This is a genomic window from Streptomyces sp. KPB2 (genome assembly GCF_003950055.1).
GTDB classification, from domain to species: Bacteria; Actinomycetota; Actinomycetes; order Streptomycetales; family Streptomycetaceae; genus Streptomyces; species Streptomyces salinarius.
On the sequence record NZ_CP034353.1, the window covers coordinates 1,250,666 to 1,276,725 of the forward strand.

Annotated in this window: 20 protein-coding genes; 4 read left to right on the top strand and 16 right to left on the bottom strand. The window is 72.2% G+C overall.

Annotation, left to right across the window (positions count from 1 at the left end):
* Positions 1–2 precede the first annotated feature (2 nt).
* The 16 genes from D1J63_RS05455 to D1J63_RS05525 all read right to left on the bottom strand — a co-directional run bounded on the left by D1J63_RS05455 (position 3) and on the right by D1J63_RS05525 (position 20,171).
* The gene (locus tag D1J63_RS05455) at positions 3–851 is read right to left on the bottom strand and encodes a TatD family hydrolase (RefSeq protein WP_125627968.1); all 849 of its coding nucleotides are present in this window, start codon (positions 849–851) and stop codon (positions 3–5) included.
* Positions 851–1,612 (bottom strand): EboA domain-containing protein, encoded by a 762-nt coding sequence (locus D1J63_RS05460; protein ID WP_125627969.1) that lies wholly within the window; start codon positions 1,610–1,612, stop codon positions 851–853. Before D1J63_RS05460 ends, D1J63_RS05455 begins: the two co-directional genes overlap by 1 nt.
* Before the next feature lie 13 nt (positions 1,613–1,625).
* A complete protein-coding gene (locus tag D1J63_RS05465; protein ID WP_241235517.1) occupies positions 1,626–2,597 on the bottom strand; it encodes a sugar phosphate isomerase/epimerase family protein in 972 nt (323 codons plus the stop codon).
* Positions 2,594–3,736, bottom strand: a complete 1,143-nt coding sequence (locus D1J63_RS05470) for an SCO3242 family prenyltransferase (RefSeq protein WP_125627970.1) — start codon at positions 3,734–3,736, stop codon at positions 2,594–2,596. Before D1J63_RS05470 ends, D1J63_RS05465 begins: the two co-directional genes overlap by 4 nt.
* Complete coding sequence (locus D1J63_RS05475) at positions 3,733–4,956, bottom strand: inositol-3-phosphate synthase (RefSeq protein ID WP_125627971.1); 1,224 nt, start codon at positions 4,954–4,956, stop codon at positions 3,733–3,735. Before D1J63_RS05475 ends, D1J63_RS05470 begins: the two co-directional genes overlap by 4 nt.
* Positions 4,957–5,148: 192 nt before the next feature.
* The gene (locus D1J63_RS05480) at positions 5,149–8,865 is read right to left on the bottom strand and encodes a ThuA domain-containing protein (protein ID WP_125627972.1); all 3,717 of its coding nucleotides are present in this window, start codon (positions 8,863–8,865) and stop codon (positions 5,149–5,151) included.
* 265 nt (positions 8,866–9,130) lie between these two features.
* On the bottom strand, positions 9,131–10,129 hold the full coding sequence (locus tag D1J63_RS05485) for a sugar phosphate isomerase/epimerase family protein (protein WP_125627973.1): 999 nt from the start codon (positions 10,127–10,129) through the stop codon (positions 9,131–9,133).
* A gap of 16 nt (positions 10,130–10,145) precedes the next feature.
* On the bottom strand, positions 10,146–11,447 hold the full coding sequence (locus D1J63_RS05490) for a Gfo/Idh/MocA family oxidoreductase (protein WP_125627974.1): 1,302 nt from the start codon (positions 11,445–11,447) through the stop codon (positions 10,146–10,148).
* A gap of 88 nt (positions 11,448–11,535) precedes the next feature.
* Entirely contained in the window at positions 11,536–12,582 is a 1,047-nt protein-coding gene (locus tag D1J63_RS05495; RefSeq protein ID WP_125627975.1) for a substrate-binding domain-containing protein, read from the bottom strand.
* Positions 12,583–12,599: 17 nt separating this feature from the next.
* Positions 12,600–13,619, bottom strand: a complete 1,020-nt coding sequence (locus tag D1J63_RS05500; RefSeq protein ID WP_061441382.1) for an ABC transporter permease — start codon at positions 13,617–13,619, stop codon at positions 12,600–12,602.
* Entirely contained in the window at positions 13,616–15,133 is a 1,518-nt protein-coding gene (locus tag D1J63_RS05505) for a sugar ABC transporter ATP-binding protein (protein WP_102929661.1), read from the bottom strand. Before D1J63_RS05505 ends, D1J63_RS05500 begins: the two co-directional genes overlap by 4 nt.
* Before the next feature lie 185 nt (positions 15,134–15,318).
* Positions 15,319–16,500 (bottom strand): ROK family transcriptional regulator, encoded by a 1,182-nt coding sequence (locus tag D1J63_RS05510; protein ID WP_125627976.1) that lies wholly within the window; start codon positions 16,498–16,500, stop codon positions 15,319–15,321.
* A gap of 262 nt (positions 16,501–16,762) precedes the next feature.
* Positions 16,763–17,440, bottom strand: coding sequence for a GntR family transcriptional regulator (locus D1J63_RS05515; RefSeq protein WP_102929663.1), 678 nt, complete (start codon positions 17,438–17,440; stop codon positions 16,763–16,765).
* A 143-nt stretch (positions 17,441–17,583) separates the two neighbouring features.
* Complete coding sequence (locus tag D1J63_RS05520) at positions 17,584–18,534, bottom strand: beta-ketoacyl-ACP synthase III (RefSeq protein ID WP_102929664.1); 951 nt, start codon at positions 18,532–18,534, stop codon at positions 17,584–17,586.
* 160 nt (positions 18,535–18,694) lie between these two features.
* Positions 18,695–18,847 carry a hypothetical protein gene (locus D1J63_RS36655; protein ID WP_164712728.1) on the bottom strand — a complete coding sequence of 51 codons (153 nt, stop codon included), beginning with the start codon at positions 18,845–18,847 and terminating at the stop codon, positions 18,695–18,697.
* Complete coding sequence (locus D1J63_RS05525; RefSeq protein ID WP_061441387.1) at positions 18,816–20,171, bottom strand: OFA family MFS transporter; 1,356 nt, start codon at positions 20,169–20,171, stop codon at positions 18,816–18,818. Before D1J63_RS05525 ends, D1J63_RS36655 begins: the two co-directional genes overlap by 32 nt.
* A gap of 203 nt (positions 20,172–20,374) precedes the next feature.
* Here D1J63_RS05525 and D1J63_RS05530 point away from each other — a divergent pair, with 203 nt between their 5' ends.
* Genes D1J63_RS05530 through D1J63_RS05545 form a run of 4 tightly spaced genes read left to right on the top strand, consistent with a single transcriptional unit; the run spans position 20,375 to position 26,037 of the window.
* Positions 20,375–21,346, top strand: coding sequence for a 2-dehydropantoate 2-reductase (locus D1J63_RS05530; RefSeq protein ID WP_125627977.1), 972 nt, complete (start codon positions 20,375–20,377; stop codon positions 21,344–21,346).
* A complete protein-coding gene (locus D1J63_RS05535; RefSeq protein WP_125627978.1) occupies positions 21,343–23,271 on the top strand; it encodes a molybdopterin-dependent oxidoreductase in 1,929 nt (642 codons plus the stop codon). The genes D1J63_RS05530 and D1J63_RS05535 overlap by 4 nt, the downstream gene beginning before the upstream one ends.
* Positions 23,252–25,180, top strand: a complete 1,929-nt coding sequence (locus tag D1J63_RS05540) for an NAD(P)H-dependent oxidoreductase subunit E (protein WP_125627979.1) — start codon at positions 23,252–23,254, stop codon at positions 25,178–25,180. The genes D1J63_RS05535 and D1J63_RS05540 overlap by 20 nt, the downstream gene beginning before the upstream one ends.
* Positions 25,177–26,037, top strand: coding sequence for a 2Fe-2S iron-sulfur cluster-binding protein (locus D1J63_RS05545; protein ID WP_125627980.1), 861 nt, complete (start codon positions 25,177–25,179; stop codon positions 26,035–26,037). The genes D1J63_RS05540 and D1J63_RS05545 overlap by 4 nt, the downstream gene beginning before the upstream one ends.
* The last annotated feature ends 23 nt before the right edge of the window (positions 26,038–26,060 follow it).

Sequence of the window (26,060 nt, forward strand, 5' to 3'; positions counted from 1 at the left end):
GCTCACTCCCCGCCGCGCAGGATGGAGTTGCCCTCGTGGGTGGCCTCGCCCGAGGTCACGTCGAGTTCCAGGCGTCCGCTGAGCCCGTAGAAGGCGACGGGGTTGCGCCACAGCACCCGGTCCACGTCGTCCTCGGTGAAGCCCTCGGCGAGCATCAGGTCGCCGACCTTGCGGGTCTTGAGCGGGTCGCTCCGGCCCCAGTCGGCGGCGGAGTTCACCAGCACCCGCTCCGGGCCGTACTCCCGCAGCAGGGCGACCATCCGGGCCTCGTCCATCTTGGTGTCGGGATAGACGGAGAAGCCGAGCCAGGCGCCGCTGTCCTTGGCCACCTTGACGGTGGTCTCGTTGAGGTGGTCGACCAGGACCCGTTCGGTCGGCAGGGCGGACCCGCGGACCGCGTCCAGGGTGCGGCGCAGGCCGGCGAGCTTGTCGCGGTGCGGGGTGTGCACGAGGGCGGGCAGGCCGTGGTCGGCGGCGAGCTGGAGCTGGGTGGCGAGGGCGGTGTCCTCGGCGGGCGTCATCGAGTCGTAGCCGATCTCGCCGACCGCGACCACCCGGTCCTTGACGAGATAGCGGGGCAGTTCGTCGAGGACGGGCAGGCAGCGGGGGTCGTTGGCCTCCTTGGGGTTGAGCGCGATGGTGCAGTGGTGGGCGATGCCGTACTGGGCGGCACGGAAGGGCTCCCAGCCGAGCAGCGCGTCGAAGTAGTCGCGGAAGGAGTCGGGAGAGGTGCGCGGCTGGCCCAGCCAGAAGGAGGGTTCGACGACGGCGCGGACGCCGGCGGCGTGCATGGCCTCGTAGTCGTCGGTGGTCCGGGACGTCATGTGGATGTGGGGGTCGAAGATGCGCATCAGGACTCCTTGCCGTGGGGGTCGGCCGTGCCGGGCGCGGGGCGTCCGGACTCGGTCAGGGCCAGGACGCGGTGCAGGTCTTCGGGGACGGTGCGGTCCGCGGCGGTGCGTTCGGCGGCGTAGTCGGCGAGCATCCGGGCGAGTTCGTCGTCCCCTCGGGCCCGACGGGCGAGGTCCGCCACGCTGTCGACGGGGACACCGGTGAACAGGCACTTCAGTACGGCGTGCCGCCACTGGTGCGGGTCGAGGTGCCGAGCCGCGTAGGGGCCGAGGGCGGCGGCGACGAGCCGGGTGTCGTTGGTGCGCAGGGCGTCCTCGACGAGCGGCAGCGCGTCCGGACCCGGCACCAGGTGGGGCAGGGCATGCAGGACGGCGCGGCGTTCGTCGGCGGTGCCCTGGGTGTAGACCCGGGTCAGGGCGTCCGGGTCGGCCCGGGCGGCGTGCAGGACGAGGACGCGGGCGGCGTCGGCGTGGGCAGGCCCGCAGCGGCGGCCGGCCTCGGCGAGGCGCAGCTCCCACACCGAGATGGGGCCGTGGGTGCCGGGGTGGGCGGTGGCCTCGTCGAGGGCCTGGTCCAGCCAGGCGCGGGCGGCTCCGTCGAGGCGGGTGGTGAGGGCCGCGCGCAGTTCGGCGGGCGGGACGTGGGCGGGGGTGGTGCCCTGGTCCGTTCCGGCCTGTCCGGCCTGTCCCTCGGGCCCGGCGGGGGCGCCGTCCGCGTCCTGGGTGTCGGGGGTGACGTGGGCGGCGTGTGGCTGCGTCATGGTGTGGCTCCCTTCAGTGGGTGGCGGAGGGCTCGCCCGAGCGGTTGGTGCGGGGCGGTGTCGCCGGTGCGGCGCGCCGCAGGAACGGGAGGGAGCGTTCGGCGAAGTGGGGGCCCGCGTGGGAGTGGCGGGGCAGTTCGACGACGGTCAGGCCCTCGTAGCCGGTGGCGGCGAGGGCGTCGAGGACGGGCGGGAAGTCGATCTCGCCGTCGCCGAAGGGGAGGTGTTCGTGGACGCCGCGGCGCATGTCCTCGATCTGCACGTGACGCAGCCAGGGGGCGGCGGCGCGCACGCAGTCGGCGGGAGGGAGCGGTTCGAGGCACTGGCAGTGGCCGATGTCCAGGGTGAGGCCGAGCGGTTCGGGGTCGCCGAGGATGCGGCGCAGGGTGTGGAAGTCGGCGAGGGTGGAGAGGAGGTGCCCGGGTTCGGGTTCCACGGCGAGGGGGACGCCCGCGCCGGCGGCGGCGTCCAGGACCGGGGCGAGGGACTCGGCCAGCCGCTTCCAGGCCGTGTCCTCGTCGGTGCCCGCCGGGGTGACGCCGCTGAAGCAGTGCACGGCGTGGGCACCGAGGTCGGCGGCCACGTCGACGGCGCGCAGGAGCAGGTCGCTGCGGCGGGCGCGGTCCTCCGGGTCCGGGTCGAGCAGGGAGGGGCCGTGCTTGCGACGCGGGTCGAGCACATACCGGGCGCCCGTCTCCACGGTCACGCCCAGACCGAGCGCGTCCAGTCGCCGCGCGACCCGGCGGGTGCGGGCGGCGAGGTCGTCGGCGAGCGGATCGAGGTGCATGTGGTCGAGGGTCAGGCCGACGCCGTCGTATCCCAGGTCGGCGAGGAGGGCGAGGGCGTCGTCGAGCCGGAGGTCGGCGAGGCCGTTGGTGCCGTATCCGAAGCGCAGCGGGTGCGCGGCGGCCTCCTGCGCCGCTGTGTCCCCGGTGCCACCACCGGCCCGGGTCTCGTTCGGTCCCCGGTTCGCGTCACGGGTCATGTGATGCTCACCTTCCTCATCGCGGTCCGTTTCGCGAACCACCGGCCGGCCGGGGCGAGGGCCGCGACCAGGAGGGACGTGGCGCCGGCACCCGAGCGGGCGGCGAGCGCGGCCTGGAGCGGGATCGTGGCCCGGATGCCCCCGCCCACGGCGCGCTGGGTGAGCGGGGGTGAGGGGTTGAGCACGGCGTGGAAGTAGGGACGGGCGGCCGTCGCGGCGTAGACGGCGCTCAGCCCGGTCCTGAGCGCGTCGGCGACACCGGGTGCCGGAATGGAGCCCGACAGGCCGGGGGCGGCTGCTGCCCGCCGGCCTGCCGGGAGTCGGGTGCGGCGGCGGGCGACCAGGCCGGTCAGCGCCCCCGTCGTCGCGAGGGCGGCCAGCGGGGCCAGGGCCGAACCGCCGGTGGTCTCCCGGCGGGAGACGGCCGTGACCGCGAGGGTGTGGCTGCCGAGCAGCGCGGCCGAGGGCAGCGCGGCCCGGGCGCCGGCCCCGGTGGCGGCTGCGCCCAGGAGCAGGTCGAGTCCGCGGGCCGCCGCCATGGCCGCGGGACCGGCCGGCGTGTGCTTCAGGGTGAGGTCGTAGGCCCACACGGTGGCCGCGAGCGGCACGGCGATCGTGAGGGCGGGTCGTCCCGCTCCGGCCGCCAGGGCGAGCCCGGCACCGGTGAGGGCGCCCGCGGCCGCGAGTGCGGCGCCGGGGCGGATACGGCCGGACGGGAGGGGGCGGTGCGGGCGCTCGACGGCGTCCTCCGCGCGGTCGGCCCAGTCGTTGAGGGCCATGCCGGCCTCGTACAGGCACAGGGAGGAGCCGATGGCCAGCAGGGTGCGGGGGCCGGGGCGCGCACCGGCCGCTGCCGCGCCGGCCAGGGCGTCGCCGGGGACGGTGAACAGGGCGGGCAGACGGAGGAGTTCGGCCCAGGCACCGGCGCGGGAGGAGGGGGCGGGCAGTGCTGCCGCCCCAGCGGAAGACGGTCCGGCGGCGGCGGAAGCCGGCCCGGTCGTCTCCACCGCACCGCCCGACGCACGGGCCGGCACCCCACCCGATGCACGGGCCGACGCACCGGTCGGCTCCCCACCCGACGCGCGTGTCGCCGACGCGCCGCGTGTGCTGTTCCGCGCGGTGGCGGAGATGCGGCTCATCGCCCCGCCCCGCGCTCGTCGGCGCCGCCGCCGGTTCCCACGGTCCCTGAGGTCCCGCCGTCCTCGCCGTCCCCGTCCCGACCGGAGTCCTCGGCGTCCCGCAGTCGCCCGGCGAAGCGTTTCAGCTCCCCGTACTGCTCGGCCAGGGAGGACGGCCCCTCCCCCACCGGGTCCTTGAAGTAGAAGCCCAGTGCCCCCAGCGGGCCGGACAGCCCCTTCTGCTGGGCGCGGGCGACCAGGCGGGCCAGGTCGAGGACGAGCGGCGCGGCGAGGGACGAGTCGCAGCCCTGCCAGGTGGTCTGGAGGATCATGCGGGCACCGAGGAAGCCGTCGAAGGCGATGTGGTCCCAGGCGGTCTTCCAGTCCCCGAGCGCGGGCACGTCGTCGATGTGGACCTCGCCCTCCACGGGGGCGCCGAGGGTGTCGGCCAGCACCCGCTCCTTGCCGGCGTTCTTCGCCGCGGCGGCGGCCGGGTCGGCCAGCGCGGCACCGTCGCCGCCGCCCAGCAGGTTCGTGCCCGACCAGGCGCGCACCGCCAGCGCCCGCTGCGCGAACATCGGGCCCAGCACCGAGCGCAGCAGGGTCTGGCCGGTCTTCCCGTCCCGGCCGGCGTACGGCACCCCCGAGGACTCGGCGAGCGCGGCCAGCGCCGGGTGGTGCAGGCCGGTCGACGGGGTGAAGTTGACGTACGGGCAGCCGGCGCGCAGGGCGGCCGCGGCGTAGAGGGAGCTGGCGGGCAGGCCGCCCCCGGTGGGCGCGGGCTCGGTGGAGGCCACGTTCACGACCACCGTCCGGTCCACGCCGCAGCGCAGCGCGAAGTCGGTGATGTCCGCGGCGAACGCGGCGATCAGTTCCTCGTCGTCCCGGGTGTCGCCCGGCAGCGGGCCGCCGGGGCGTATCTCGCGGTCGGCCGCGGCCAGTTCGGCGCCCACGGCCGAGGGCAGCCCGTGCGGCAGCACACCCCCCGCGGCCAGTGCCTCCGCCCGCTTCGGCAGGGGGCAGTCCACGGTGTCGTGACCGCCGAAGACGAGGGAGGGGAGCGCGGGGAGCCCCGCGTCGGCGAAGTCGGGGGTCTCGGTGACCATGCCGGTCGCGGGGTGCAGCCCCGCGGTCACGGCGGCGCAGCCCGCCACCACCGTGGTGGCGACGGAGCCGCGGGCTCCGATCAGCCAGACACCGGTACGGGAGCCGTGGGAGGAAGCAGAGGGGGACGCGGACATGGGCAGCCTCCTTGTCGAGCGCGTCGAGCACACACGAGCGGTGGTACGGCCGGAGGGGGGTTGGGCCGGGAGCGACGGGCCGTGCCGGGGGACGGCGGGCGGAGGTCCGGCGTCCTCCGCCCGCCGCCGTTCCGGTTGCCCCCGAGGGGTGGGGCGCCCCTGGAAGAGGTCACCCCTCGGGGGCGGTTCGCCCTAGGAGGGCAGTTCCTTGAGCTGGATGTTGCGGAAGGAGACCTGGTCGTCGGCGCCGTGGTTCTGCAGGCCGATGTAGCCGTCGGTCAGGCTCCGCTCGGGGTCCTTGTTGGTGAAGTCGTTGATCTTGACTCCGTTGAGGAACACCTGGAGGCGTTCGCCCTGGACCTTGATCTCGTAGGAGTTCCACTGCCCGGGCGGCCGCAGAACCTGGTCACGGGCCTTGATGTTCGCCGCCTTGAAGGTGTAGATCGCACCGGTGGTGCGGTCCACGGCGTCCGTGGCGTCGATCTGGATCTCGTAGCCCTTGTTCACGGCGGACCAGGGGTCGTCGGAGGCCGGGAAGCCCACGAAGACACCGGAGTTGTCGTCGCCCCGCATCTTCCAGTCGAGCTTGAGGGAGTACGACTTCAGCTCCTTGGCCTGGTACCAGAGCAGGCCCATGCCGCCCTCGGACTCCAGGACGCCGTCCTTGACGTTGAACTTGCCGGGGCCGGCCTGCTTCCAGCCCTCCAGGGTCTGGCCGTTGAAGATGTCCCGGTAGCCCTTGGCCGGCTTGCAGTCGGCCTTGGCCTGGCCGGTGGCGTACTGCATGCCGCCGAGCAGGTGGCCGCGGAAGGCCTCGTCCGCGTAGGACTCCTTGGTGTGGCCCATGCCGGTGTAGAAGGAGCGGCCGCCGCCGTAGTTCTGGCACCAGGCGATCGGGTGGTCGCCCTTCATGTTCCCGCCCTGGTAGGTGGTCTCGTCCAGGGTGGCGAGGACCTTGGCCTGCTCACGCGGGTTGGTGCGGTAGTTGTACCACTCGTCGGTGCGCTCCCAGGCGTCGTCCAGGTGCGCGGTGGCCGGGTGGTCGTGGTCCTCGACGCGGACGGTGGCCTTCTGGATGGCCGGGTGCGAGTCGAAGTAGGCGCCGACGAGGCCGCCGTAGAACTCCCAGTCGTACTCGGTGTCGGCGGCGGCGTGGATGCCCATGTAGCCGCCGCCGTTCTTGACGTAGTTCTCGAACGCCTTCTGCTGGTCGGCGTTGAGGACGTCACCGGTGGTGGACAGGAAGGCGACCGCGTCGTACTTGGCGAGGTTGGCCGTGGTGAACTGTCCGGCCTCCTCGGTCGCGGTGACCGAGATGCCGGCCGGGGTGCCCAGCTCCTTCAGGGCGGCGATGCCCGCCGGGATGGAGTCGTGGCGGAAGCCCGCGGTCTTGGAGAAGACCAGGACCTTCTTGCCGGCCTTGAACGGCTCCGTGGAGAACTCGAAGTCGTCGACGTCGAACAGCGCGCCCTCGCCGCCCTTGAAGACCAGGTAGACGTCCGTGGTCTTCTTGGGCAGGGACCGCAGCGGCACGTCGACGTTCTGGAAGGTCTCCCAGCTGCCGGTCGGCGGGATGTACGCCGAGCCGTGCAGCTTGCCGGTGGGCGAGCCGGTGCGGACCTCGATGTAGCCCCCGGCGCCGCCGGAGGAGGCCCGTACGGTCAGCTTCTTCTGCCCGTCGAACTTGTAGGGGCTGAAGGAGATCCAGTCGCCGTCGTTGATGTCGCCGACGGTCTTGCCGCCGTTGGCGCCGGTCTTGTCGATCGGCGACACCCCCTGCTGGGCGGAGAAGTGCTCGGCCTGGCGGTGCGGGGGCTGGATGACGGTGCGGGCGGTGCCGGTCAGGGCCTCCTGGCCGTTCGCCCCGCCGTCGGTGTAGCTGGCGCCGACGACGCCGTAGATGTTGGCGTTGGGGTCGTGGCCGCCGTCGCCCGGCGGCGGGTTGAGGGTGCCCTCACAGCCCATCTCGCTGGTCAGCTCGTGGGCGTGGGAGTCGTGGCCGAGGCTGTAGGCGACCTTGACCTTGGAGCAGTCGATCGTCTCCTCGGGGTCGGTGACCTTCACCTTGAAGGGGATGGGCTCGCCCATGGGCAGCAGCGTGCCGTTGCCGGGGGTCTCGATGACCACCGTGGGCTCGGTGTTGCCGACCACGATGCGGACACTGGCGTTGCCGGTGTTCCCCTCGGGGTCCTTGGCGGTGAAGGTCGCGGTGTAGGTGCCGACCTTCTTGTACTTGTGGGCGGGCGTCAGCCCCTCGCCCTTGGTGCCGTCGCCGAAGTCCCAGCTGTAGGTGAGGTCCGGGGAGTCGGCGTCCTTGGCGGTGGCGGTGAAGGCGACCTTCAGGCCGGCCGCGCCGGAGGTCTTGTTGGCGCTGACCTCGGCGATCGGGGAGAAGCCGTCCGCGGCGTTCTCGATCCGGTAGAGGGCGGAGTCCTTGTCGCCCTGGAACCAGGACAGGCCGTAGTCGAGGACGTAGAGGGCGCCGTCGGGGCCGAACTCCATGTCCATGATCTGGGTGCCGGTCCACGGGAAGTCGTTGATCTTCGCGACCGAGCCGTCCTCGTTCTGCTCGATGCGCTTGATCCACCGGCGGCCGAACTCACCGGCGAAGAAGTCCCCGTCGTACTCCTCGGGGAACTTGACGCTGGAGTCGAGCTCCGGGTCGTAGCGGTAGACCGGGCCGCCCATCGGGGACTCGGAGCCGCTGCCGAACTCGGGCACGGAGTCGTCGTCGTAGGGGATCCACGCGGCCTGTGCGGGCGGCAGGTCGGTGAGACCGGTGTTGTGCGGCGAGGTGTTCGTCGGGGCGGCGCAGTCGAAGGTCTCGCCGGAGGTCTTGGTGGCGAAGTCGTAGTCGACGTACGGGTCGTTGTCGCCGGTGCAGAAGGGCCAGCCGAAGTTGGCGGCCTTGGTGACCTTGGCGAACTCGACCTGTCCGGCCGGGCCGCGCTTCGGGTCGGCAGCACCCGCGTCGGGGCCGTAGTCGCCGACGTAGACCGTGCCGGTCTTCTTGTCGACGCTGATCCGGAACGGGTTGCGGAAGCCCATCGCGTAGATCTCGGGGCGGGTCTTCTCGGTGCCGGGCTCGAAGAGGTTGCCCTCCGGGATGGTGTACGAGCCGTCCTCGGCGACCTTGATGCGCAGGAGCTTGCCGCGCAGGTCGTTGGTGTTGCCGGCGCTGCGGCGGGCGTCGAAGGCCGGGTTGCGGTCGGCGCGCTCGTCGATCGGCGTGTAGCCGTCGGAGGCGAACGGGTTGGTGTCGTCGCCGGTGGAGAGGTAGAGGTTGCCCTCGGCGTCGAAGGCGATGTCGCCGCCGACGTGGCAGCAGGTGCCGCGGGAGGCCGCGACGTCCAGGACCTTCTTCTCGCTGGACATGTCCAGCGTGCCGTTGGGGTTGAGGACGAAGCGGGAGAGGCGGTTGACGCCGTCGAAGGGCTTGAAGTCCTCGGCGGTGCCGTTCTCCGGGGCGTCGCCCGCGGGGGTGTCGAGCGGCGGGGCGTAGTAGAGGTAGATCGCCCGGTTGTTCTCGAAGTCCGGGTCGATGCCGACGCCCTGCAGGCCCTCCTCGTCGTGGTTGTAGACGGGGATCTTGCCGGCGACCTTGGTGACGCCGCCCTGGTCGGTCAGGCGCAGTGTGCCGTCGCGGGCGGTGTGCAGGACGCTGCGGTCGGGGAGTACGGCGAGCGACATCGGCTCGCCCATCTCGGGCTCGCCCTTGGCGAGCGGTACCTGCTGGAACTGCCCCTCGGCGGCGGCTGCCGTCTCGTCGTGCTCCGGGTGGCCCGGGTGGGCGCCGGCGACGGTGGCCGGGGTGCCCACGGCCAGCAGCAGGCCGGTGAACAGGGCGAGGGTGGTGCGAAGTCCGGGGCGCCTGGTGGTGCCGGTGCCTTTGAGTCTGGTTCTGTGCACGAAGTCCCTCCGGGAACGGGGTGGGCCGTACTGGGATGGGTGCGAAGACGTGCGATGCGGGCGCCGGGGTGCGCCGTCACCCCGGAGGCGTGAGTGTCCTGGACACTTCAGGGACGGTAACCGCGTTCTTCCGGGGCCAACACCCCTTGGACCGTGGCTGGTTCAACTTTTTCCCAACTCAGGACAAAGCGGGATTCGGGCAGCCCGGACCGGGCACCGGCGTGGCGGCCGGTCCCCGGTCCTGACCTGCGGTCGAGCCTCAGGATCAGCTGTTGAAGGCCGCGTCGAAGGACGCGCTGGGCGGCTCGAAGTCGAAGGCTTTCAGCCGGGTGAGGGCTTCCGGTGCCCCTTGCAGCCGGTCCATGCCGGCGTCCTCCCACTCGACGGAGACGGGTCCCTGGTAGTCGATGGAGCGCAGCATGCGGAACACGTCCTCCCAGGGGACGTCGCCGTGTCCGGCCGACACGAAGTCCCAGCCGCGCCGCGGGTCGCCCCACGGCAGGTGGGAGCCGAGCCGTCCGTTGCGGCCGTCGAGGCGTTTGCGGGCCTCCTTGCAGTCGACGTGGTAGATGCGGTCGCGGAAGTCCCACAGGAAGCCGACGGGGTCGAGGTCCTGCCACACGAAGTGCGAGGGATCGAAGTTGAGGCCGAAGGCCGGCCGGTGGCCGACCGCCTCCAGGGCGCGGTGCGTGGTCCAGTAGTCGTAGGCGATCTCGCTGGGGTGCACCTCGTGGGCGAACCGCACGCCCTCGGCGTCGAAGACGTCCAGGATCGGGTTCCAGCGGTCGGCGAAGTCCTGGTAGCCGCGCTCGATCATCGACTCGGGGGCGGGCGGGAACATGGCGACCAGGTGCCAGATCGACGAGCCGGTGAAGCCGATGACGGTGTCGACGCCGAAGCGGGCGGCGGCCCGTGCGGTGTCCTTGATCTCGGCCGCGGCGCGCTGCCGTACGCCCTCCGCGTCGCCGTCGCCCCAGATGCGGGCGGGCAGGATGGCCTGGTGGCGCTCGTCGATGATGGCGTCGCACACGGCCTGGCCGACCAGGTGGTTGGAGATCGCCCAGCACTTGAGGCCGTACTTGTCGAGCAGCTGGTGGCGGGAGTCCACGTAGGAGGGGTCGGCGAGGGCCTTGTCGACCTCGAAGTGGTCGCCCCAGCAGGCGAGTTCCAGGCCGTCGTAGCCGAAGTCGCGGGCGAGGCGGCAGACCTCCTCCAACGGCAGGTCCGCCCACTGTCCGGTGAAGAGCGTGAAGTTGCGTGGCATGTCGCTGCCGGCCTCCTCAGAGTGCGATGGGGGCGATCGGGGTGTAGACGGAGTTCTTCTCGGCGCTCTCCTCCACGGCCGCGAGCACGCGCTGCACCTGCAGCCCGTCGGCGAAGGAGGGTTCCGGCCCGCGGCCCTCGGCGACGGCGTGGACGAGGTCGCGCGCCTGGTGCACGAAGGTGTGCTCGTAGCCGAGCCCGTGGCCGGGCGGCCACCAGGCGTTCAGGTAGGGGTGTTCCGGTTCGGTGACGAGGATCCGCCGGAAACCGGCGTGTTCCGCGGGCTCGGTGCCGTCGTGGTACTCCAGCTCGTTGAGCCGTTCCAGGTCGAAGGCGAGCGAGCCGCGCTCCCCGTTGAGTTCGATGCGCAGGGCGTTCTTGCGGCCGGTGGCGTACCGGGTGGCCTCGAAGGAGACCAGGGCGCCGGAGGTGAGACGGCCGGTGAAGACGGCGGCGTCGTCCACCGTCACCTGGCCCGTCACTCCGTCCGCCGAGCCCGCGGACAGGCCCCGGGGGGCGCCGGCGGGCAGCGGGCGTTCCCGTACGAAGGTCTCGGTGAGGGCGGAGACGCCCGCGATCCGCTCCCCCGACAGGTACTGGGCGAGGTCGACGATGTGGGCGCCCAGGTCGCCGAGCGCGCCCGAACCGGCCAGTTCCTTGCGCAGCCGCCAGGTGAGCGGGGCCTTCGGGTCGACCAGCCAGTCCTGGAGGTAGGTCACCCGCAAGTGCCGCAGCCGGCCGACGCGGCCCTCGTCGACCATCCGCCGGGCCAGCGCGGTGGCCGGCACCCGGCGGTAGTTGAAGCCGACCATGGCCAGCTGTCCGCGTGCCCCGGCCCGCTCGGCGGCGCGGGTCATCTCCTGCGCCTCCTCGACGGTGTTGGCCAGCGGCTTCTCGCACAGGACGTGCTTGCCGGCGGCGAGTGCGGCCAGGGCGATCTCGGCGTGGCTGTCGCCCGGGGTGCAGATATCGACGAGGTCGATGTCGTCCCGTTCGACCAGGGTCCGCCAGTCGGTCTCGGTGCTCGCCCAGCCGTGCCGGTCGGCCGCGAGGCGGACGGCGTCGGCGTCCCGCCCGCAGATCGCGGCCAGTACGGGGTTCAGCGGCAGGTCGAAGACCCGGCCCGCGGTGCGCCAGCCCTGGGAGTGGGCGGCACCCATGAAGGCGTAGCCGACCATGCCGACGCGCAGGGGCGGTCTGGTCGCGGACGCCCCCGTCGCCGCCCCGGTCCCGGCAGCGGTCCCGGTATCGGTCCCGCTGCCGGTCCCGGCGGCTGCCTCCTCGCTGCCGGCCCCCTCGGGCTGCTGCGGCTGTCCCATGCGGATGTCCTCCTCGTCGTGGTGGCGCGGTGGGGGGTGGGCCCCGTCCCGGCGGCGGCTGGTCGGGCCGCCACCGGGACGGCGGCCCTCACTTGAAGCCCGTGGACATGTACTGGTCGACGTTCTCCTTGTCGACGACGGCCGAGTAGCAGGTGACGGTCGAGGGGATCTCGAACTCGGCGAGGCCGCTGACGCCCTTGCCCTGGCCGAGGGCGCGGGCCAGGTCGATCGCGGAGGCGGCCATGGTCGGCGGGTAGAGCACCGTCGCCTTCAGGACGCCACTGTCCGCCTTGATGGCCTGGAAGGCGGAGAGCGCGCCCGCGCCGCCGACCATCAGGAAGTCGTCGCGGCCGGCCTGCTCGATGGCGCGCAGGGCGCCCACACCCTGGTCGTCGTCGTGGTTCCACAGGGCGTCGAAGTCCGACTGGGCCTGCAGCAGCTGGGCCATCTTGGCCTGGCCGGACTCAACGGTGAACTCGGCGGCCTGGCGGGCCACCTTCTTGATGTTCGGGTAGTTCTTCAGGCCGTCGTCGAAGCCCTGGGTGCGCTGCTGGGTCAGTTCCAGGTTGTCGATGCCGGCCAGCTCGATGACCTTGGCGTCCGACTTGTCCTTGAGCTTCTCGCCGATGTAGTGGGCGGCGTTGAGACCCATGCCGTAGTTGTCGCCGCCGACCCAGCAGCGGTAGGCCTGGGGGCTGTTGAAGATCCGGTCGAGGTTGATGACGGGGATGCCCGCCCGCATCGCCTTCAGACCGATCTGGGTGAGGGCCTTGCCGTCGGCCGGCAGGATGACCAGGACGTCGACCTTCTTGTTGATGAGGGTCTCGATCTGGCCGATCTGCTGCGCGGTGTCGTTGGAGCCCTCGGTGACCTCCAGGGTGACCTCGGAGTACTTCTCGGCGCGCTTCTTGGCCTGGTCGTTGACGGCGTTGAGCCAGCCGTGGTCGGCCTGCGGACCGGCGTAGCCGATGGTGACGGGCTTGCCGGGCTTGTCGTCGGCGGCCGGCTGGGTGTCCGCGGCGGCCTTGTCGTCGCCGCCGTCGGGATCGTTGCTGGTGCACCCCGTGAGGACGGCACCGGCGGACACGGCGGCGGCTCCGAAGAGCAGCCCTCTGCGACTCGTGAGCTTCGTCATGACGGTGAACCCTTTCCTCAATGCGTGCTTGCGGTACGGCGCTGGACCAGCACGGCGGCGACGATGATCGCGCCCTTGGCGATCTGCTGCACGTCGGTCTGCAGGTTGTTCAGGGCGAAGATGTTGGTGATCGTGGTGAAGATCAGGACGCCGAGCACGGAGCCGAGGATGTGGCCCCGGCCGCCGGTCAGCAGGGTGCCGCCGATGATCGCGGCGGCGATGGCGTCGAGTTCGTAGAGGTTGCCGTTGGTGTTCTGGCCGGAGCCGGCGAGGGCGATCAGCAGGAAGGCGGCGATGCCGCAGCACAGCCCGGACAGCAGGTAGAGGTAGAGGCGCTGGCGGCGGACGTCGATGCCGGCCAGCCGGGCGGCCTCGGCGTTGCCGCCGACGGCGACGGTGCGCCGGCCGAAGGTGGTGCGGTTGAGCACCAGCCAGCCGATGACGGTGACGGCCGCGAAGACCATGACCAGCGGAGGTATGCCGAGCACGTAGGAGTCGCGCTCGGCGAGGTCGAGGACGCCCGGCACCGTGACGACCTGGGTGCGGCCGTCGGTGATCTGCAGGGCGAGGCCGCGCGCCGAGGCGAGCATGGCGAGGGTGGCGATGAACGGGACCATCTGGCCGAAGGCGATCAGCACCCCGTTGACCAGTCCGCAGCCCACGCCCACCACGACCGCCGTGAAGAGGATGCCGAAGAACCCGTACTCCTGGGTGGCGACCGTGGTCGCCCACACCGAGGAGAGGGCGACGATGGCGCCGACGGACAGGTCGATGCCGCCGGAGACGATGACGAAGGTCATGCCGACGGTGACGACGCCGATCACGGACGCCTGGGTGAGCACCAGCTGGAGGTTGCGGGTGTCGAGGAACGAGTCGGGCTGGGTGATGCCGCCGATGAGGACCAGGACGGCGAGCACGCCGAGCAGGGTGAGGGTGCGGACGTCGGCGCGGCCCAACCGGACCCGCCAGGCGGGCGGCCCTTCCACCGGTGCCGCCTTGTCGGTGCCGCCCCGTGGCGGGGACACGTGCTGCGTCATGACGCCGGGCTTCCTTCCATCACGAGGTCGAGTACGCGGGGTTCGTCGAGTTCACGGGCGGGGGCCTCGTGCACGACGCGGCCCTCCCGCAGCACCAGTACGCGGTCGGCCAGGCCCAGCACCTCGGGCACCTCGCTGGAGACCAGCAGCACGGCGAGGCCCTCGTCGGCGAGGCGCCGGATGACGGCGTACAGCTCGGCGCGGGCGCCCACGTCGACGCCGCGGGTGGGTTCGTCGAGCAGCAGGACCCGGCAGCCGCGGAGCAGCCAGCGGGCGAGCACCGCCTTCTGCTGGTTGCCGCCGGACAGGGTGCGCACGGGCACGGACGGGTTGTCGGGCCGCAGCGACAGCTCCCGGGTGGCCTCGCGGGCCGCGCCGAGTTCGGCGCCGCGGTCGATCCAGCCGCCGCGCGAGAAGCGGGACATGGCGGAGACCGACACGTTGCGGGTGACGGACTCGAGCATCAGCAGGGCCTGGGCCTTGCGTTCCTCGGGGGCGAGCCCGAGCCCGGCCCGCACGGCGGCGCGGACGCTGCCGGGCCTGAGCGGCTGCCCGCCGACGAGGACCCGGCCGGTGGTCGCCCTGCGCGCGCCGTAGACCGTCTCCAGGATCTCGGAGCGGCCGGAGCCCACGAGCCCCGCGAGGCCGACGATCTCACCGGGCCGCACTTCGAGGTCGAGCGGCGCGAACTCGCCCTCGCGGGACAGCCCTTCGACCTTCAGCACGGGTTCGGCCGCGGGTGGTGCGGCCGGCCGCTCCGGGAAGACGTACTCGACGTTGCGTCCGGTCATCAGCGCCACCACCTCGCGGGTGGGCGTGGACTCGGCGGGCAGCCCGCCGGCGACGGCCCGGCCGTCCTTGAGGACGGTGACCCGGTCGCCGATGCGGCGGATCTCCTCCAGACGGTGCGAGATGTAGACGACGGCGACTCCGTCGGCGGTGAGGTCGGCGACGATGCGGAAGAGGTTGTCGACCTCGTCCGGGTCGAGCGCGGCGGACGGCTCGTCCATCACGATCAGCCGTACGTCGTGCGACAGCGCCCGCGCCATGGAGACGATCTGCTGCTGCGCCGCCGACAGGTCCCCGACCAGCCGCCCGGGGTCGACCTCGGGATGCCCGAGCCGCTTGAGCAGCGCGGCCGTCGACGCCTTGGCCGCCCTTCCCCGTACGACGAAGCCGGCGGCGGTCGGTTCGTGGCCGAGGTGGACGTTCTCGGCGACCGACAGGTGCTCGACCAGGTCGAGTTCCTGGTAGATGGTGGCGATGCCCAGGCGCATGGCGGCGATCGGCGAGCGCAGGGTGACGTCCTCGCCGCGCCAGCGGATGGTGCCGGTGTCGGGCTGGTGGGCGCCGGCCAGCACCTTGATGAGGGTGGACTTCCCGGCGCCGTTCTGGCCGAGGAGGCAGTGCACCTCGCCGGCCTGGACGTCGAGGTCGACGCCGTCGAGGGCCCGGACTCCGGGGAACGACTTGGTGATGCCGGACATGCTGAGCAGCGGTGGTTCTGGTGCCATGTGAGGTCCCCTCGGCGGGCTTGCGGGCCGGTGTCAGGGCAGAGCGGAGCAGGGCGTGGCGAAGCGGGTGACGGTGATGCGGAACAGGGCATGACGGGGTGGAGCGCCGTGCTGGTGGATCTGCGGAACCGAAGAAGTGCTGCGCGGGTGGGAAAACGAGTGCTGCGCGAGTACGAAGACGGGTGCTACGCGGGTGAGAACAGGTGGTCGCTGATCAGCCGGGCCGCGCCGATGACTCCGGCGGTGGGACCCAACTCCCCAAGGACGATGGGCAGGTTGCCGGTCGCCAGGGGCAGCGACTGGCGGTAGACCTGGGTGCGGATCGCGGCGAGCAGGTTGTGGCCGAGGCCGGTCACCCCGCCGCCGATCACCACCAGGCCGGGGTTGAAGAAGCTGACCAGGCCGGCGATGACCTGGCCGGTGCTGCGGCCGCCCTCCCTGATCAGCTCCAGCGCGGTGGCGTCGCCCGCGGCTGCCGCGGCGGCGACGTCGGCGGCGCTGAGGCCGCCGTTCGCCTCCAGCCGGTTCGCGAGTTCGGCCGACTGCCCCTGCTGGGCGGCCTCCGTGGCGTCGCGGGCCAGGGCCGCGCCGCTGAAGTGGGCCTCCAGGCAGCCGCGGTTGCCGCAGGCGCACTGGCGTCCGTCGGGCACGGCCTGGATGTGCCCGATGTCGCCCGCGCTGCCCGTCGTCCCGCGGTACACGTCCCCGCCGACGACGATGCCGCAGCCGATGCCGGTACCGATCTTGACGACGAGGAAGTCCTGCTGGGTGCGGGCGACGCCCGCGTGCTGCTCGCCCAGCGCCATCAGGTTCACGTCGTTGTCGACCATGACGGGGCAGCCGAGTTCCTGGCTGAGTGCCTCCCGCACGGGGAAGCCGTCCCAGCCCGGCATGATCGGCGGCGCCACCGGCACGCCCTCGGGGAAGCGGACCGGTCCCGGGACGCCGATGCCGGCGCCGTCGAAGCCCTCCGCGAGCCCGGAGGCCCGCAGCTTGGCGGCCATCGACAGCACCTGCTCGAAGACCGCGACCGGACCCTCGCGCACGTCCAGGGGCTGGTTGATGTGCCCGAGGATCTCCAGCTCGGCGTTGGTGACGGCGACGTCGACCGAGGTCGCGCCGATGTCGACGCCGAGGAACCGCAGTTCGGGATTGAGCCGGACGTTGTGGCTGCGGCGCCCGCCGCGCGAGGCGGCGAGTCCGTCGGCGACGACGAGTCCGGTCTCCAGCAGCCGGTCCACCTCGACGGCCAGTTTCGACCGCGAGAGGTCGACCTGGTCGCCCAGCTGGGCGCGGGAGTTGGGCCCACCGTCGCGCAACAGCTGGAGCAGTCGCGCTTGGTGGGCGTTCGCGGGTCGTGCGGTCATGCGTCTCACGAGCCCCTCCCCGCCTCAATCGGCTGTGAGTGTGCCGGTCTTCCGGCCTCGTCCAGTGGCTTGCTTTCGGAGGGAACGTAGCAGTGGGCGCCGGGTGTGGGAAGAAGTTACGCAGGAATTGCCGCAAGCTTTCTCCACTGAGTGGACAAAGAAGGGTGCGGCGCCGGACGGGCCCGCACACGACAAGGCCGCCCGGCGAACCTGCCGGGCGGCCTGCGCACTGCTCCGAACGGGCCCTGAACGGGCTTTGACCTCAGGATTCCCCGCGGGCGTGGTACGAACGCCGGGTGTGTTCCGTGTGCTCGCGCATCAGCCGGGTCGCCGCCTGCTCGTCCCGCTCGGTGATGGCGGCGATCAGCTTGCGGTGCTCGATCCAGGACTGCCGGCCGCGCTGCCGGGCGACCGGGGTGTAGTACCACCGGACCCGGCGGTCGACCTGTGCGGCGAGTTCGGCGAGGACGGTGTTGCCCGCCAGCTCCATGACCTTGCGGTGGAAGCGGGCGTTGAAGGCGACCGCGGCGTCCACGTCCTCGGCGGCGACGGCCCGCTCCCCCTCCGCGCACAGCTCCTCCAGTGCGGCGATGCCGGCACTGGAGGCGTTGGCCGCGGCCAGCCGCGCCGCCTCGGCCTCCAGGAGCGTACGCACGGTCAGGAGCTGGTCGGCCTCCGCCTCGGTGGGCTCGTGCACGAAGGCGCCCTGCGCGGGGCGCAGATCGACCCAGCCCTCGGTGTTGAGCCGCTGCAGCGCCTCGCGCACCGGCTGCCTCGACACCCCGAGGTGACCGGCGAGTTCGCTCTCCACGAGGTGCTGGCCCGGCTGGAGGGCCCGCGTGGTGATGAGTTCGAGCAGCGCCTCGTAGACACGGTCCCGCAACGGGCCGGGTCGCTCCAGCTTGGGCACCGCGCCCTGCGGCAGTCCTGCGGACAACATCGGTCCCCCCTCGACGGCCGGCACACAACCAGTACGCGCACCACTCGTACGCGCAGTATTGATTGTCTTTCGTCTACAGTCTACGGCGCACTCCCGGCGCGCCGGTGTGTAGACCACGTCACATCGCGGGGGGGGCGGGGTGGTCAGGGGCAGCGGACGACCTGTCCCGCGTAGGAGAGGTTGCCGCCGAAGCCGAACAGCAGCACCGGGTCCCCGCTGGTGATCTCGCCCCGCTCGACCAGCTTGGAGAGGGCGAGGGGGATGCTCGCCGCCGACGTGTTGCCGGAGTCCACGACGTCGCGGGCGACGACGGCGTTCACGGCGCCGATCTTCGCGGCGAGGGGTTCGATGATGCGCAGGTTGGCCTGGTGCAGGACGACCGCGGCGAGATCGGCCGGCGCGAGACCGGAGCGCTCGCAGGCCTGGCGCGCGATGGCGGGCAGCCGGGTGGTCGCCCAGCGGTAGACGCTCTGCCCCTCCTGCGCGAACCGGGGCGGTGTCCCCTCGATGCGGACCGCGTTGCCCATCTCGGGCACCGACCCCCACAGCACCGGCCCGATCCCGGCCTCCTCGCCCGGCGCGCACGCCTCGACGACGGCGGCCCCCGCCCCGTCGCCGACCAGCACACAGGTGCTGCGGTCGGTCCAGTCGACGACCTCGGACATCTTGTCCGCCCCGACGACCAGGGCCCGGCTCGAGGATCCGGCCCGTACGGCGTGGTCGGCGGTGGCCAGGGCGTGGGTGAAGCCGGCGCACACCACGTTGAGGTCCAGCGCGGCGGGCCCGGGGATGCCGAGGCGGGCCGCGACGCGGGCGGCGGTGTTCGGGGAGCGGTCGATCGCGGTGGAGGTGGCGACCACCACCAGGTCCACGTCGGCGGGGGTCAGCCCGGCCGCCGCGAGCGCCTTCGCGGCGGCGTGGCCGGCCAGCTCGTCGACCGGCTCGTCGGGTCCGGCGATCCGGCGCGTACGGATGCCCACCCGGCTCCTGATCCACTCGTCGCTGGTGTCGACCGTGCCCGCCAGGTCCTCGTTGGTGAGGATCCTGGCGGGCTGGTAGTGGCCGACGGCGGTGATGCGGGAGCCGTGGTGCATGGGTGGAGTCCTCGCTGCCTCGGGGTACGGGATCCACCAGTGTGATCAGTGACCGACGGGTACGACGGCAGGTGTTACGACAGGAATCCGGCGCCCGGCTTGTCGGCTTCGGTCAGCATCCTCCGCCGCCGTCGGCCGTCGCGGCTCCCCTGCCCCACCCTCATCCGGTGAAGAGCTGGGTCGCCTTCCGGACGAGTTCGTACAGCCCGTAGGCGAGCGGCGCGCCCACCCAGAGCCAGGTGAAGGCGATCAGCGGCCGCCGGTCGGCCGGTCCGGCCGCGTCAGGCGGACTCTGGCTGCTGTCGGCTGACATCGTTGCCCTCCTTCTGCGCGGGCTGCGCGGGGACGGTGGCGGCGGGTTCGTGGTGCCGGGCGTGCACGGGCCGGATCAGTTCGTTGGCGACGAAGCCGACGACCAGCAGCCCGATCATGATGAGGAAGGACGTGCCGTACAGCGCCGAGCCGTGCCGTCCGGCCTCCTCCTGGTGGTCGGCGATCCAGTTCACGATGAGCGGCCCGAGGACGCCGGCCAGCGACCAGGCGGTGAGCAGCCGTCCGTGGATCGCGCCGACCTGGTAGGTGCCGAAGAGGTCCTTGAGGTAGGCGGGGGCGGTGGAGAAGCCACCGCCGTAGAAGGACAGGACGACCAGTGCGCACAGGACGAACAGCGGCTTGGAGGAGTCGCCGAACAGTGCGATCAGGGTGTACATCAGCGCACCGACGCCGAGGTACACGCGGTAGATGTTCTTGCGTCCGATCAGGTCGGAGGCGGAGGACCAGCCGAGTCGGCCCGCCATGTTGGCCGCCGACAGCAGCGCCACGAAACCTGCCGCCGCGGTGGCCGACACCGGTGTGGAGGTGTCGGCGAAGAAGTCCCGGATCATCGGCGCGGCCTTCTCCAGGATGCCGATGCCGGCCGTGACGTTCATGCAGAGCACGATCCACAGCAGCCAGAACTGCGGGGTGCGCATGGCCGAGCGCGCCGAGACCTGGACGCCTTCGAGCGGCGCGGGCCGCCCGTCCGCCCGTTCCCTGGGCCGGGGCACCCGCACCAGCAGCACGCCGAGCAGCATGAAGACGGCGTACGTCAGTCCGTGGACGAGGAAGGCGAGGGCGATCCCCGAGTTGTCGGTGCCGAAGGACTTCAGCATCTGCGCCGACCAGGGCGAGGCGATGAGCGCGCCGCCGCCGAAGCCCATGATGGCGATGCCGGTGGCCATGCCGGGCCGGTCCGGGAACCACTTGATCAGCGTGGAGACGGGCGAGATGTAGCCGATGCCGAGGCCGATCCCGCCGACGAAGCCGTAGCCGAGGACGATCAGCCAGTACTGCTCCACCGCCGCGCCGAGCGCGGAGAGCAGGAAGCCGGACGAGAAGCAGACCAGGGCGACGGTCATCGCCCAGCGCGGCCCGTGCCGTTCCACGAGCGTGCCGCCGAAAGCGGCGGACAGACCGAGCATGACGATGCCGAGCTGGAAGGGCAGCGCGCTCTGCGTGCCGCTGAGGCCGAGCGCGGACTCCAGGGGCGGTTTGAACACGGACCAGGCGTAGGCCTGCCCGATGGAGAGGTGGACCGAGAGAGCGGCCGGGGGGACGAGCCAGCGGCTCCAGCCCGGGGGTGCGACGGGGGGACTCATGGGTCCCCAACCGTAGGCATCCGGAAAGCGCTTGAGAAGACTGTTGAGCCGACAACTACAGAAGCCGAACACGCGGCCACGGACCACCACCACTGCTGCACAGGGCCTTGCCGCCCCAACCTCCATACTGTAGACAATATTTCGTCGACAGACACTTTTCGGTTCCTCCTCGGTATCCCTCGACCGAACGGAGCTCCCCCGCCATGAAAGTCGCAGTCCTCGGCGCCGGGGCGATCGGCGCCTACGTGGGCGCCGCGCTCCACCGTGCGGGCGCCGACGTGCATCTCATCGCCCGTGGACCGCATCTGGCGGCCATGAGGCAGTACGGAGTTCGGGTGCGCAGCCCGCGCGGCGACTTCACCGCGCACCCGCGCGCCACCGACGACCCGGCCGAAGTCGGCCCGGTCGACTACGTGTTCCTGGGTCTGAAGGCGAACTCGTACGCGGCGTGCGGGCCGCTGATCGAGCCGCTCCTGCACGACTCCACGGCGGTAGTGGCCGCCCAGAACGGCATCCCCTGGTGGTACTTCCACCGGCACGGCGGCCCCTGGGACGGGCGCCGCCTCGAAAGCGTGGACCCGGCCGGCGCGGTCAGTGCGGTGCTCGCGCCCGAACGGGCCGTCGGCTGCGTCGTGTACGCGGCCACCGAACTGGAACAGCCGGGCGTCGTACGGCACGTGGAAGGCACCCGGTTCTCGATCGGCGAGCCCGGCCGGGAGGTCTCGGCGCGGTGCCTGGCGTTCAGCGAGGCGATGCGCGCGGGCGGTTTGAAGTGCCCGGTCGAACCGGACCTGCGGGGCGACATCTGGCTGAAGCTGCTGGGCAACATCTCCTTCAACCCGATCAGTGCCCTGGTCCGGGCCACCATGCGCCAGATGTGCCGGCACGGCGGCACCCGCGAGGTCATCGAGACCATGATGACCGAGACGCTGGCGGTCGCCGCGGCCCTCGGCTGCGAGGTGGGCGTCTCCATCGAGCGCCGGCTCGCGGGCGCCGAGAAGGTCGGCGACCACCGCACCTCCACGCTCCAGGACCTGGAGCGCGGCAAGCCGCTCGAACTCGACGTCCTGCTCGCGGCCGTCGTCGAACTGGCGGAGATCACCGGGGTCCCGGTGCCCACCCTGCGCACCGTGCACGCCCTGTCGGACCTGCTCGCACTGAGGAGCGCCGCATGAGGAAACGCGACCGAACCCCCAAGACCTACACCCGCCTCACCCACCCCCTGGTCCGGGACTCGCGCGACGAGCCCTTCCGCCGGGCGACCTGGGAGGAGGCCCTGGACCGCACGGCGCGGGGCCTGGCGGCGGCGCGCGGCGCGTTCGGGATGTTCTCCTGCGCGCGGGCGACCAACGAGATGAACTACGTGGCGCAGAAGTTCGCCCGGGTGGTCATGGGCACCCACAACGTCGACTCCTGCAACCGCACCTGCCACGCGCCCAGCGTCGCGGGCCTGTCGGCCGCCTTCGGCTCGGGCGGCGGCACCTCCTCCTACGAGGAGATCGAGCACACCGACGTCATCGTGATGTGGGGCTCCAACGCCCGCTTCGCGCACCCGATCTTCTTCCAGCACGTCCTGAAGGGCATCCGGGGCGGCGCCCGCATGTACGCGGTGGACCCGCGCCGCACCTCGACCGCCGAGTGGGCGGAGAGCTGGCTCGGCCCGAACGTCGGCACCGACATCCCGCTGGCGCACGCGGTCGGCCGCGAGATCATCCACTCGGGCCTGGCCAACGAGGCGTTCATCGCCCGCGCGACGACGGGCTACGAGGACTACAAGGCCCTGGTCGAACCCTGGACCCTCTCCCTCGCCGAGAAGGTGACGGGCGTACCGGCCGCCGCCATCCGCGAACTGGCGCACGCCTACGCCCGCGCCGAGCGCGCCCAGCTGTGCTGGACCCTCGGCATCACCGAGCACCACAACGGCACGGACAACGTCCGCGCCCTGATCAACCTCTCCCTGCTCACCGGCCACGTCGGCCGCTACGGCTCCGGCCTGCAGCCGCTGCGCGGCCAGAACAACGTGCAGGGCGGCGGCGACATGGGCGCCATCCCCAACCGCCTCCCCGGCTTCCAGGACGTCCTCGACCCGGAGGTCCGCCGGAAGTTCGAGACGGCGTGGGACACGGTGGTCGAGCCGCACCACGGTCTCACCCTGACGGAGATGTTCGAGGCCATGGACGACGGCACCCTCCGCGCCGTCTACTGCATCGGCGAGAACCCGGCCCAGTCGGAGGCGGACGCGGACCGGGCGGTACGCCGCCTGCGCGCTCTGGACTTCCTGGTGGTCCAGGACATCTTCCTCACCAAAACCGCCGAACTGGCCGACGTGGTCCTCCCGGCGACGGCCGGCTGGGCGGAGACCGAGGGCACCACCACCAACAGCGAACGGCGCGTACAACGCGTCCGCAGGGCGGTCACCCCGCCGGGTGAGGCCCGCGAGGACATCGACATCCTCTGCGACCTCGCGGCCCGCCTGGGCCACGACTGGAAGTACGCCGACGCGGAGGCGGTCTGGAACGAGCTGCGCTCCCTCTCCCCCGACCACCACGGCATGACGTACGCCCGTCTGGAGGAGCACCAGGGCATCCAGTGGCCGTGTCCGAGCACGGAGGACCTGGAACCGACGTACCTGCACGGCAGGTTGTGGTCCGCGGACCCTGCCGCCCGCGGCCGCCTCGCCCCCTTCGGCCTCGTCCGGCACGACCCGCCCGTGGACCTGACCGACGAGCAGTACCCGATCCGGCTGACCACGGGACGCCGTCTCGACTCCTACAACACCGGTGTGCAGAGCGGCGGTTACTCCTCTCCCCTGCGCCGCGGGGAGTCCGTCGAACTCTGCCCGGAGGACGCCGAACGCTACGGCGTCGTGGTCGGCGAGGAGGTCCGGGTCACCTCCCGGCGCGGTTCACTGCTCGCGCCGGTCTGGGTCGACACGGCCCTGCGCCCCGGCCTGGCCTTCATGAGCTTCCACTTTCCCGACGAGGTGGACACCAACCAGCTGACCATCGAGGCCAACTGCCCGATCGCCGGGACGGCGGAGTTCAAGGCCTCGGCGATCCGGATCGAGAAGGTGAGCGCCAGTGGACCTGCGCTTCGGTGACAGCAAACCGACGGACGAGGAACGCGCCGCCGTCGACGCCCTGCTGGGCCCGCCCGAGTCCTCCTGGGAGGGCGCGGACCGCTCCCACGCCGACCTCAGATGGGCGCGCGGGGGCCGCGAGGCCCGGGACCGCCGCGACCAGCTCCTGCCGGCCCTGCACGCGCTCAACGACCGGGTCGGCTGGATCAGCGAGGGCGCCCTGGACTACGTGTGCCGCCGCCTGACCGTCCCTCCGGCCGAGGCGTACGGGGTGGCCACCTTCTACGCCATGTTCTCGGTCCGCCCCCGCCCGGCCACGGTCCTGCACGTCTGCACGGACCTGGCGTGCACGACGGCGGGGGCGAGCGAGCTGTGCGCGGCCGTGGAGTCACGGCTGGGCCCCCAGAGCGGCGTGAAGGTCGAGCGAAGCCCGTGCCTGGGCCTGTGCGAACGGGCCCCGGCAACTCTGACGATCCGGGCGGGCACTCCAGCCCGTCCGGCGTTTGAGGACGAGGCCGTCCAGGCCGAAGGGGGGTCCGGGGGCGCAGCCCCCGGGGACGGGAAAGGGAAGGGGCGGCGGGGGCGAAACACCCTCCGCGCGACGGCGGTATGCGCCCCCGCAACCCCCGCCCAAGCGATTGCGGCGGCCACCGCCCCCGAAACCGCCCCCACCGAACCCGCCCCCGAAACCGCCGTCCCCCAGTCCGGCGACCCCACCCTCACCCTCCTCCACCGCATCGGCACCACAGACCCCACCTCCCTCGACGACTACCGCGCCCACGGCGGCTACACCGCCCTGCGCCGCGCCTTCGCCCTCGGCCCCGCCGCCGTCATCCGCGAGGTCACCGACGCCGGCCTGGTCGGCCGCGGCGGCGCCGCCTTCCCCACCGGCCGCAAGTGGCAGGCGACGGCCGCCCAGCCCGACCACCCGCACTACCTCGTCTGCAACGCCGACGAATCCGAACCGGGCACCTTCAAGGACCGCGTCCTCATGGAGGGCGACCCGTACGCCCTGGTCGAGGCCATGACGATCGCGGCCTACGCGACCGGCGCCCACCAGGGCCACCTCTACCTCCGCGGCGAGTACCCCCGCGCGCTGGCCCGCCTCACCCACGCCATCGAGCAGGCCCGCACCCGCGGCCTGCTCGGCGACGACGTCCTCGGCCAGGGCTACGCCTTCGACATCGAGATCCGGCGCGGCGCGGGCGCGTACATCTGCGGCGAGGAGACGGCCCTGTTCAACTCCATCGAGGGCCACCGCGGCGAGCCCCGCTCCAAGCCGCCGTTCCCCGTCGAGAAGGGCCTGTTCGGCAAACCCACGGTCGAGAACAACGTGGAGACCCTCGTCAACGTCCTCCCCATCCTGACGATGGGCGCCGAGGCGTACGCCGCGATCGGCACCCCGACGTCCACCGGCCCCAAGCTGTTCTGCGTGTCCGGCACCGTGGCCCGCCCCGGCGTCTACGAACTCCCCTTCGGCGCGACGCTCGGCGAGCTGCTCACCCTCGCCGGCGTCCGCGACAACCTGCGCGCGGCGCTGCTCGGCGGCGCCGCCGGCGGTTTCGTCCGCCCCGACGAGCTGGACATCCCGCTCACCTTCGAAGGCACCCGCGAGGCGGGCACGACCCTGGGCTCCGGCGTCGTCATGGCCTTCGACGACACGGTCCCGCTCCCCCGCCTCCTCCTGCGCATCGCCGAGTTCTTCCGCGACGAGTCGTGCGGGCAGTGCGTGCCGTGCCGGGTCGGGACCGTGCGCCAGGAGGAGGCGCTGCACCGGATCGCCGATCGCACGGGCGCCGCGGCGGCCGACGACATCGCCCTGCTCCGCGAGGTCGGCCGCGCGATGCGGGACGCCTCGATCTGCGGTCTCGGGCAGACCGCGTGGAACGCCGTGGAATCCGCCATCGACCGTCTGGGGGCGTACGAATGACCGCGATACCGCTCGGAGTGCCGCGCCGTCTGGTGGAGTTCACCCTCGACGGGCAGGAGGCCCGGGTCCCCGAAGGGTCCACGATCCTCGACGCCTGCCGGGCCGCCGGGAAGGACGTCCCGACCCTGTGCGAGGGCGACACGCTCACCCCGAAGAACGCCTGCCGGGTCTGCGTGGTGGACGTGGAGGGCGCCAGGACCCTCGCGCCGGCCTGCTCGCGCAGGGCGGAGCCCGGCATGGTGGTGCGCACGGACACCGAGCGCGCCCGGCACAGCCGCAAGATCGTCCTCGAACTCCTCGCCTCCTCGGTCGACCTCTCCACGACCCCTTCGGTCGCCCAGTGGCTCAAGGAGTACGAGGCGAAACCCGACCGCTTCGGCCCGGACGCGGCCCGCGTCGACGAGGAACCGCGCGTCGACAACGACCTCTACGTGCGCGACTACGGCAAGTGCATCCTCTGCTACAAGTGCGTGGACGCCTGCGGCGACCAGTGGCAGAACAGCTTCGCCATCTCCGTCTCCGGCCGCGGCTTCGACGCCCGGATCTCGGTCGAGCACGACGGCCCGCTGACCGACTCGGCGTGCGTGTACTGCGGCAACTGCGTCGAGGTGTGCCCCACGGGCGCCCTGTCCTTCAAGTCGGAGTACGACATGCGGGCGGCGGGCACCTGGGACGAGGAGCGGCAGACGGAGACGACGACGGTGTGCGCCTACTGCGGTGTGGGCTGCAACCTCACGCTCCATGTGCAGGACAATGAGATCGTCAAGGTCACCTCTCCGCACGACAACCCGGTGACCCACGGCAACCTGTGCATCAAGGGCCGCTTCGGCTACCAGCACGTACAGAACCGGGACTGACCGGCACACCGACCGGCGCAAGG